The sequence below is a fragment of the Vasconcelosia minhoensis LEGE 07310 genome, assembly GCF_015207255.1.
GTDB lineage: Bacteria > Cyanobacteriota > Cyanobacteriia > Phormidesmidales > Phormidesmidaceae > Vasconcelosia > Vasconcelosia minhoensis.
The window spans coordinates 118,171-127,879 of sequence record NZ_JADEXG010000005.1; the positions used below are offsets into that span (position 1 = coordinate 118,171).

The 9,709-nt window shown below is 56.5% G+C and carries 8 protein-coding genes; 4 read left to right on the plus strand and 4 right to left on the minus strand.

What is annotated here, in order from left to right; genetic code table 11:
• Window positions 1-112 precede the first annotated feature (112 nt).
• The 3 genes from IQ241_RS03795 to IQ241_RS03805 all read left to right on the plus strand — a co-directional run bounded on the left by IQ241_RS03795 (window position 113) and on the right by IQ241_RS03805 (window position 4,029).
• On the plus strand, window positions 113-2,074 hold the full coding sequence (locus IQ241_RS03795) for an AMP-dependent synthetase/ligase (protein WP_193905079.1): 1,962 nt from the start codon (window positions 113-115) through the stop codon (window positions 2,072-2,074).
• Window positions 2,075-2,153: 79 nt separating this feature from the next.
• Window positions 2,154-2,603, plus strand: a complete 450-nt coding sequence (locus IQ241_RS03800) for a YlqD family protein (protein WP_193905080.1) — start codon at window positions 2,154-2,156, stop codon at window positions 2,601-2,603.
• A 76-nt stretch (window positions 2,604-2,679) separates the two neighbouring features.
• Entirely contained in the window at window positions 2,680-4,029 is a 1,350-nt protein-coding gene (locus IQ241_RS03805; RefSeq protein WP_193905081.1) for a dihydrolipoamide acetyltransferase family protein, read from the plus strand.
• Window positions 4,030-4,075: 46 nt separating this feature from the next.
• Here IQ241_RS03805 and IQ241_RS03810 read toward each other — a convergent pair whose 3' ends face one another.
• From IQ241_RS03810 to IQ241_RS03820, 3 genes are all read right to left on the minus strand, one after another.
• The gene (locus tag IQ241_RS03810) at window positions 4,076-5,629 is read right to left on the minus strand and encodes an FAD-dependent oxidoreductase (protein ID WP_193905082.1); all 1,554 of its coding nucleotides are present in this window, start codon (window positions 5,627-5,629) and stop codon (window positions 4,076-4,078) included.
• 384 nt (window positions 5,630-6,013) lie between these two features.
• Complete coding sequence (locus tag IQ241_RS03815; RefSeq protein ID WP_193905083.1) at window positions 6,014-6,343, minus strand: hypothetical protein; 330 nt, start codon at window positions 6,341-6,343, stop codon at window positions 6,014-6,016.
• 195 nt (window positions 6,344-6,538) lie between these two features.
• Window positions 6,539-7,498, minus strand: coding sequence for an orange carotenoid-binding protein (locus tag IQ241_RS03820; protein ID WP_193905084.1), 960 nt, complete (start codon window positions 7,496-7,498; stop codon window positions 6,539-6,541).
• A gap of 293 nt (window positions 7,499-7,791) precedes the next feature.
• Between IQ241_RS03820 and IQ241_RS03825 the strand changes: the two genes are divergently transcribed.
• On the plus strand, window positions 7,792-8,820 hold the full coding sequence (locus tag IQ241_RS03825) for a glutathione S-transferase family protein (RefSeq protein ID WP_193905085.1): 1,029 nt from the start codon (window positions 7,792-7,794) through the stop codon (window positions 8,818-8,820).
• Here the strand turns inward: IQ241_RS03825 and IQ241_RS03830 are convergent.
• Window positions 8,811-9,709: FIST signal transduction protein (locus IQ241_RS03830; RefSeq protein WP_193905086.1), on the minus strand; the 899-nt coding region annotated here is incomplete at its 5' end. The two genes, IQ241_RS03825 and IQ241_RS03830, sit on opposite strands and share 10 nt — an antisense overlap.

A 9,709-nucleotide genomic window follows, 5' to 3' on the forward strand; every position in this document is an offset into this window, starting at 1 on the left:
GCCACCCTAAAACCTGTCCCTTATATCAAGATTTTCTGCAAACTTGCTGAGCTACGCTAATCAATGCTGGACAATCAGCAATAGGGGACTACAGCACCTGAAGGAGGAATCCATGTCAGCCCTACGCGCGACCCTACATCCTGAAGAACAAGCCAACCTCAGTCGCGCCGCTGACTACAGCTCTGTGCAGGCCATCCCAGAAATTTGGCCGCTGGCGGCGCAGCAGTTCGGCCATGTCGTCGCGCTGCACGATCCCCACAGCAGCCCGCCGGTAAAAATCACCTACGCCGAGCTGGCTCAGCAGATTGCTCAGTTTGCGGCGGCCTTGCAGTCTCTGGGCGTTCGGCCCGGCGAAAAAATTGCGCTGATTGCCGATAATTGTCCTCGCTGGCTGGTTGCCGATCAGGGCATCATGACCGCCGGGGGCGTCGATGCCGTCCGCGGGACGCAGGCGGATGTAAGAGAACTTCAGTTCATTATCGACCATAGCGATAGTATTGCCCTGGTGGTGCAGGACCAGGCCACCCTGGACCAGTTAGCATGCCATTTAGACTTAGCCAGACTGCGGTTTGCGATCTTACTGACCGACGAGGCACTGCCGTCAGAGACGCCGCTCAAGGTGCTGAACTTTTCTGAGCTGATGGCGCTGGGCGATCGCGCCCCTATGCCCGTCAGCTTTAGCCGAGACGATCTGGCCACGCTGATGTTTACCTCGGGCACCTCGGGCATGCCCAAGGGGGTAATGCTCAGCCAGGGTAACCTGCTGTCGCAAATTTCTGGCGCTTGCAGCGTCGTCACCATCCGCCCGAGCGAAAAGGTGATGAGCATTCTACCGATCTGGCATGCCTACGAGCGCTCGTTTGAGTATTTTGTCCTATCCCAGGGCTGCACCCAAATTTATACAAACATTCGCCAGATTAAAAAAGATCTGAAAACCTATCAGCCCAAATATATGGTGGCGGTACCCCGGCTGTGGGAGTCAATCTACGAAGGCGTGCAGAAGCAGTTTCGCGAGCAGCCCGCCAGTCGGCAGAAGCTGGTCCGGTTTTTTCTGAAGCAGAGCGATCGCTATATCAAAGCTAGGCGCACCCTAAATCGTTTGAACCTCGATGATCTTTCTCAATCACCGCTCAAGACCCTCACCGCTGGCCTCCAGGCGGCGGTCCTCTGGCCGCTCCATCAGCTCGGCGATCGGCTGGTCTATCGCAAAGTGCGAGAGGCAATGGGCGGCCAGGTCGTCTTTCTGGTCAGCGGCGGCGGCTCCATTGCTGACTATTTGGAAGACTTCTACGAAATCGTCGGTATTCCCATTCTAGGCGGCTATGGCCTGACCGAAACTTCGCCGATTACCCACGTGCGTCGGCCCTGGCGCAACCTCCGGGGCGCAGATGGTGAAGCGCTACCGGGGACCGAAACCGCGGTCGTCCATCCCGAAACCCACCAGCCGTTACCGGTAGGGCAGCAGGGCTTAGTGCTGATTCGCGGGCCGCAGGTGATGCAGGGCTACTACAAAAATCCGGAGGCGACCCACAAAGCGATCAGCTCGACCGGCTGGTTTGATACCGGCGACCTGGGCAAGGTCACGCCTGCGGGCGACCTGATTATCACAGGTCGAGCCAAAGACACTATCGTCCTCACCAATGGCGAAAATATTGAGCCCCAGCCGATTGAGAATGCCTGCGTCCGCAGTCCCTACGTCGATCAGGTGATGCTGGTTGGCCAGGATCAGAAAACGCTGGGAGCGCTGGTCGTGCCAAACTTTGAGGCGCTGGAGCAGTGGGCGCAGGAGCAGGGGTTTAAGCTGGAGCGTCCTGGCCAGCCAGGCTCAGAGAAACCTCAGTCAGGAAAGCCGATCAGCTTGGACTGCTCACCCGTACAGGCCCTTTTCCGCCAGGAGCTGAATCGCGAGGTAAAAAATCGTCCCGGCTACCGAGCGGACGACCGGATTGGGCCATTCACCTTGCTAGATGAGCCCTTCACGAATGAAAATGGGCTGCTGACTCAGACATTAAAAATTCGCCGTCCGGTAGTGACGGAGAAGTATCGCGATAGAATCGACGCGATGTTTAACTGACATCCTGGCCAATCAACATCAAGAACCAAGCCTCCTTTGGGAGGCCATAACCGCAAAGTCCTTCATTGAATCGTTTTCTATGGATGTTCCACAGTCTCAGCTCCTGCTCAAACGCGTCATCAATATCAAAGCCGTGGTGACGCCGCTCTGGAAAGAAGAGGCGCAAAAGCAGCTGCAAAACCAGCTCAACCAGATTGACGGGCGGCTTCAGCAGCTCGAAATGCAGGGCCAGCGGATGGTGTCCGAAATTCAAAAGCAGGGCACTGACCCTAGCGACCCAGCCGTATCGCAGCAGATTAGCAGCGTCCAGGGCAAGCTAAATCAGGACAAGGGGCAGCAGCTCCAGCAAAAAAATCAGCTTTTACAGCAGCTGCAGCAGGTGCAGACCCTAGAGCTAAACAAAGAAGTCAGCCAGGGCCAGATCGACGGCTTCTTTCGAGTTGCCGTCGGGGATAACATGATTCGCAAGCTCCAGGTTGAGATTCTGCTGCGCGATGGCGTCGTCGAAGAAATTCGCGGCGAGCTCTAATCGATCGGCTCAGGCGATACAATATGGTGCTGCCAACTATTGTTTACTTATAGTCATTACGGTCTCGGAAGTCACCATGATTCGCGAAGTCTTTATGCCCGCTCTCAGCTCTACCATGACCGAGGGAAAGGTGGTGTCTTGGGTGAAAGCGCCCGGCGACCGGGTCGAAAAGGGCGAAACGGTGGTGATCGTCGAATCTGACAAGGCTGATATGGACGTGGAGTCCTTCTATGAGGGCTTCCTGGCTTCAATTGTGGTGGAAGCCGGAGATACCGCGCCGGTGGGAGAGGCGATCGCGCTTTTAGCCGAGACCGAAGCCGAAATTGAAGCAGCCCAGCAGCAGGCCGCTCAATCTGCTGAACAGTCCTCAAAGTCCCCCTCAAAAGACCTGGGGACACCCGCTCCCGCTGCCGCTACGGCGGGTGACGAATCCGTGACGGCAACGGCAGTGGCTGCGCCAGCTGAAACCGCCGAGCAAAACGGGGGGGCGTCTGGAAAGCGCGATCGCACCATCGCCTCACCCCGGGCCAAAAAACTGGCTAAGCAGCTCAAGGTCAACCTTGACAGCCTTCAGGGCAGCGGTCCCTACGGTCGGATTGTCGCTGCCGATGTCGAACAGGCGGCGGGCAAGTCCACCGCTTCTCCTGCCCCTGCCAAGCCCTCAGGCGACGTTCCTACGGCTACCCCCATGCATGTCGCTGCGGCCTCTGCTGAACCCCGTCCGCCGGTTCCTACCCCTGCCCCCGCCGCTCCCGGTCAGGTCGTTGCCCTGAATACGCTTCAGCAGGCCGTTGTTCGCAATATGGAGGCCAGCCTGTCGGTGCCGGTCTTCCGCGTCGGCTATACAATCACCACCGATGGCTTAGACCAGCTCTATCAGCAGATTAAGCCTAAGGGCGTCACCATGACGGCGCTGCTGGCTAAAGCTGTCGCCGTCACCCTCAAACAGCATCCGATCGTCAATGCCAGCTATACACCCCAGGGCATTCAATACAGCGGCAATGTCAATATTGCCGTTGCCGTGGCGATGGATGACGGCGGCCTGATTACGCCGGTGCTGCGTGGCGCGGATCAGATGGATATCTATTCGCTTTCGCGGCTGTGGAAAGATTTGGTGAAGCGATCGCGCAGTAAGCAGCTTCAGCCGGAGGAATACAATTCTGGTACCTTTACCCTGTCGAACCTGGGCATGTTTGGCGTCGATCGCTTCGATGCGATTTTACCCCCGGGGCAGGGCGCAATTTTAGCGATTGGCGGCTCCCAGCCTCAGGTTGTGGCGATGCCCAATGGTCTGATGGGCGTTCGCCGTCAGATGCAGGTGAATATGACCTGTGACCATCGGATTATTTATGGCGCTAATGGGGCTGCCTTTTTGAAGGACCTGGCTGAGCTGATTGAGGGGGATGCGCAGTCTTTGACGCTGTGATCGGGTGTTCGCGAAGCGTAGGCGTTAGGGGTGATGGGGTGATGGGTTAGGAGCTTTCGTAGTCGCCGCCTGAGCCGTACATTAGGGCATCGCGCCAGCGCTCGAAAAAATATTGGGTCTCCTCAGGTAGATGTTTGGCCTGGCTCTGGAGCGCCTGGGTTAGCGGATTTAGGGCGCTGTAGGCGGCCAGTCCGGCGTAGTGACCGGTCCAGCTGACGACGGCGGGAATGCCGACCTGGGGCAGGATTTTGGCGACCAGGGCGGGGTGATGGGTGGAGGTGCGCAGCAGGGTTTTGGCCAGGGCGGGGAACTGAACGACGTCCTGAAGAAACGGTTGGAGCACCTCGTCACCTAGGGCGGCCATGTCTTGGAAGATGGTGGAGAGCAGCTGGTTAATCTGATTCTCAGGCAATTTCTGATCCACGCTGACGCTCATCGCTTTTTGAAATAGCCAGGTAACCGACAGATTCGGCTGGTAGGGCTGGAGCCAGCTCAGCGATCGCGCCCCGAGTAAATCGTGCTGTAAAGCCTGATCGACCCCCCGGGTCAGCCGCTCCAGGTGGCGGATCATTGCCCCGAAGCCGCCGAAGCTGAGCGGTGACTGGCTGCCGCTGCTGTCGCCAATGGGCAGCGTGCGGCCCCAGGGATAGCTGAGCGGGCTGTCCTGGTAGCAGGGGAAGAAGCCAAACAGAGCCCGCTGAAACGTCAGCTGGTCGAGCGACACCTGCTGATATTCCGTCAGCAGCTTGAGATAATCCTCAAACAGCGCTGCCAAGCTAGGCCGACTGGGATGGGCGTCCAGATAGGTAAACAAATAGGTGGTGCGGCCATCCCGGGCGGGAAAGGCTTCCCAAAAGTACTGGCACTGGTTTTGGATGGGCGTGAAGGTGGCGATCAGGTCTCCCGTATCGTTTTGGTCATAGCCAGTGGCACAGGTGCCGACAACCAGGCAAACGGCGTCTGGGGTCTGTCCCTGGCGGGCCTGCTGCACCAGGGGCGAGAAATGCCCCATCGCATCGACCAGCAGCCGCGTCTGGAGAGTCTGCTGGCCCGCCTCTACCCGGACGCCGTCAGGATGTACCGTCGCTGACTTAAAAGGGGTTTCTTCTAGTAGCTCGCCCCCCGCAGCCAGGAATTTTTGCTTCAGCAGATCGAGCAGCATAACCGGGTCAACGCCGATGTTGAGCACGTCTTTCACCCAAACCGGGTCGCCGCCGTGGAAGCAAATACGGGCCGGATTGTATTGGGTCGCGATCGTGCTTTCCAATTCCGCCTCGGTCAGCAGTCCCAACTTCACAAAGGTCTGAAGCTCCTGCCGCGAAATATTCCACTCCTGCGCCCGTCCCCGCAGCTTGCCTCGCTCAACTAGGGCGACTCGCCAGCCCCGCTGCGCCAGACCCGCCGCCAGTAAAATACCGAGCGTTCCGCCAACAACGACGACATCATAGGCCGCTATGTCGGTGGGTTCAGCGCAGGTTTGAATGACCTCTGGGCCAGAGCGCGTCCCTTCCCGGTAAGCTCGCCACAAACCGTCGGCTTTTTGCAATCCTTTCAGGGGATTGCCGGGAATCTGAGTTAAGACCTGTTCGACCAGAGACATGATCACTTTATGGAAAAAAAGCGAATTTGTACGGAGGAGGACAAAAGCCTTTCCGAGAGATTATTGACACATTGGATACAGACCTGCCATATTCCCTAGCGATGAGCCAAAGGCGGCTGTGTTTCTACCCTAAAACACAGCCGCTGTTTTACAACCCTTCAGAAGATATAGAACCAGTGGCAGTCCCAAGCTAATTCATCTAGCATTCTCCAACTCTTGAGAGTAACCCGTTTCGTTGGGACAAGAGCGGCTTTCAGAACATTCATTTTGTAAATTGGTTCACTGCAAAAAATCAGGGGCGTTTCAGATTCTCACCGATAGGCCAGTCCTGAATCGTTCAACCGCATCAAAGTAGCAGTTGTTCATAACCGTAGAAGCTGCTGCTCACATGCGGGCAAGCGCTCCTACCTTAGTCCGCTTGTCGGCATCCAAGCCGTCGAGCTCGTCGAGCTGTAGCCAGCCTTCCCGGACTAACCTGGCAAAGACAAAAATGAGATTTGAATAGCGATAGTCGTACTTGCCATCGATGTCATGTCGTTTGGCACTTAAGAAATCGTGCAGCCGCCACATATCTTCGGGAGCCGCGATCGCACCTCCCCTTTCACGAACTTCGGCCATCAAGGCATTGAGCTCCCGTTCGTGAGCTTTATCAAAAGCGCCTTGGGCGACTTTTTTTTCCGCCTTGGACCACTTAACATCACTAGCTTGAATCATTACAGTCAAAATTTTCTGAGTCGTTACCCGGGCAAAAGCACCCGTTTGTAACATTATAATAAGCTCTGTCTCATAATTCTAATGATTAATCTTAAATTTTTCTAGAGAAAGGATTATTTAGCAAAAGAAAGGCGCTTCCTCAAGAAAGCGCCTCCAAATCAGCTGACGGATGAATCAGACTCAGCCGCAGAGCTTCTAGCGGGCTAGGTTTAGCAGCTCCTTAGGAGAAGCCAGCAGGTCAATCGCGACAAAGAAAACCTTGTTGTCGGGATTGAGTAAAAACCGCCAGGCCATGTTCATGCCAACTCCGGCCCCAAACCAGGGCGTCTGCACTTTGCCGGTGACTTTAACCTGGGTATAGCCATCATCCGCCGGTTCAGCAACGCCTTGCTTAGGCATGAGCTTAAGATTTTGGCATTCTTCTCTAAAGAATCGCAGGACGGCGTCGCGGCCTACGATTGGCTTCTGGAACGGCGGCTGAATAGCGCCATCAGGCGCGAATAGCTCAATCAGCGCATCGAAGTCATTGGCATTGAGGTAGTTCATATAGCTGAGAATGGTTGGATTATCAACCCCTTCAATGCTGACTTGAGTCCGCTGCGACATATCCTTGGGAACTTCAACCGGTTCAGAAACTCGCTTGTCGCTGCTCAGCTTGCTCCGATCGAATCCCATATCAACCACCGCGTTCCGCAGGACGGTGATTTGCTGACCGGGGTCGAGCTGCCTAATCGCTTGCAGCACGGCTGAGGCATTAGCAGAGAGCTTATACCCCTCGGGGATGGGTGCGACAATTCCCTGCTCCATCCACTGTCCCAGCTGATACCAAAATCCGAGCTTGATATTGGCAGACCAGGAGGCATAGGTGCGGCCAATCGGCGTATCAGCCCGGTTGGCTAGGTCGCACATCACCTGCGACTGCTCCTGAAAAGACATTTGCTTAACCTGATTCATAGTGGCTTCAGCGAACTGCATGTTTGCCGCGCCCGGTGCCGCAACGGTAATGTTGGTACCCATTTCAAGATAGGCAAACCAGATTAGGGCCAGCTGGTCCTCAGCGTTCAGCTGGGTAAAACGCGCAATCGTCGCGGGCACCACATCAGCCGCAAGCGTTTCAGGAAAAATTCCTCGCGCAGAATCGATCGTAAATGGCATATTACACACTCCTTATAATACAAGGCCATAGCTCGCGCGAATGCGCATTTGCGCGGAACTAAAAACCCAACTTTCATTCTCCAGATTATCACGCAATGTAAATAAAAGTTAAAATTTCTTGCATATTGATTACTCATGTAATAGTTTTAATGGCCCTATCTATTCGCCAATTCCCAGGTCTGAGACGCTGTGCCGAGACTATGGCGAGCCGACAAACCAGGGAAACGAAACTGGGCAAGTTCAGCTGGGGTCAGCGAGAATAAGGGGGAGCTGACGTTTCTGCCGCGATCGCGATGCCTGCCAATCCCCTGACCAAACTGACCCAACGAGCGTCGCTGCCGCCAGGGCTAATCGTGCGCACCGGCAAATTTGTCTGGAGTACGATGTGGCATCTGATGATGTCTCAGCTCGCCCCCCGGCAAAAGTCGGGAGCCTACGTGCGGCCCGAGAGTCAGTTTCGCGATCGCGTCTCCCCCGACGCCGCTCAGCCCGGTCGCTATCGCCTGATCGTCGGCATGGGCTGCCCCTGGGCACATCGCACTCTGATTACCCGTGCCCTTAAAGGGTTAGAAGCAGCCATCCCGATCACAACGGTTTCGCCCTCGGGTGAGCAGGGCATCTGGGTCTTTGACCAGCCCTTGCTAAACTGCCAGACCCTGCCCGAATTCTATGCCCGGATGCAGTCTGGCTATGCCGGTCGGGCCACCGTGCCGGTGCTCTGGGATGCAGAAGCCGAGACGATTGTGAATAACGAAAGCGCCGAAATTATCGAAATCCTCAACGCCGCCTTTAATTCCCTGGCCAACAATCCAGACCTGGACCTCTACCCGGCAGCTCAGCAGGCTGAAATCGACGCCTGGAATGACAAAATCTACCGCACGGTCAATAATGGCGTCTACCGCTGCGGCTTTGCTCAAACTCAGGCTGCCTACCAGGATGCCTTTACCGAGCTTTTCAGCACCCTAGATGAAGTTGATCAGGCCCTGGCTAGCCACCGCTACCTCTGCGGCGAAGCCCTGACGCTGGCCGACGTGCGCTTGTTTACCACCCTGATCCGCTTCGATGTGGCCTACTACGGATTGTTTAAGTGCAACCGCCGCCGCATTCAAGACTATCCCCAGCTCAGCGGCTACCTGCGGGATATTTACCAGCAGCCGGGAATCGCCGAAACCTGCGACGTTGAGGCTGTTAAACGCGACTATTACGGCAACCTGTTTCCACTCAATCCCGGCGGCCTGATTCCCCTGGGGCCAGAGTTGGAAGACTGGAATCAGCCCCCGGGCCGGGAGGCACTAGCCGCAGCAGGCCAGCATCATGGGTAGGGTTCCCGGCAGATGCCAAAGACCGATGTAAACCCATGGAGAAAGGTCGTACCGCCGACCGGGCCAATTTCGCCATTACAGAAAAAGCCGCTCAGCGGCACCGAGCCCAGATGCTGCTGAAATAAACCGGAGTCAAAGTTCGGTTCTTCGTACAGCCCTTCGCCCCGGCCCGTGCAGGCAAACATCAGCCCTCCCACCGGAGTTGCCGAGCGCGCCATGTTTTCCAGCTGGTATTGGGCCAGCAGCATTTCTAAGTCTTCGGCGGAAGTCTGGGCGTCGCGCAGATGGAACTGGATACGCATCCCCGGGCGAATTTTGTCTGCAATCGCGATCGCCCCGTTGCGCGGATCGATTCCCATCAGATTGCGAATCAGAAAATCACCCCGCTTCAGCTCGGGCTTGAAGCCGCTCTGGGCAACGCCGATGAACAGCGACTGCTGTGCTAGCTGCCGGTCTGCCTCACCCAGCTGCTGAAAGACGCCCTGAAGCAGCTCTAGCGGCGTTTGTGAGCGGCTGCCTTCGGGGTCATCCAGGACTTCTAGCCTGAGAATGATGTTGCGCTCGTGCTCGACCACCCGATATACCGGCCCAATTGGGCGGCAGCCCTGGGCCACGATGGATTCGATCACAATCCGCCCCGATAGCGCCACGCCAACTATCCCCTCGCGATACAGCCGATCGCCGCAGAACAGGCCGCTACTGCGGGTAAAGTTATCAATTCCTGCTAGCCCACCGATTTTGACTGCGCTGGGATAGGCAAAATCCATTCCCTGTAAGAGCTCATTCGTCCCTCCCGAAAACGGGTCTGCCATCAGAATGAAGTGCGGCTGACTAGCTGGTTCAACGCCAATCAGCTCAGTCCACTGGGCGGGCGGGCTGTCCAGATCGG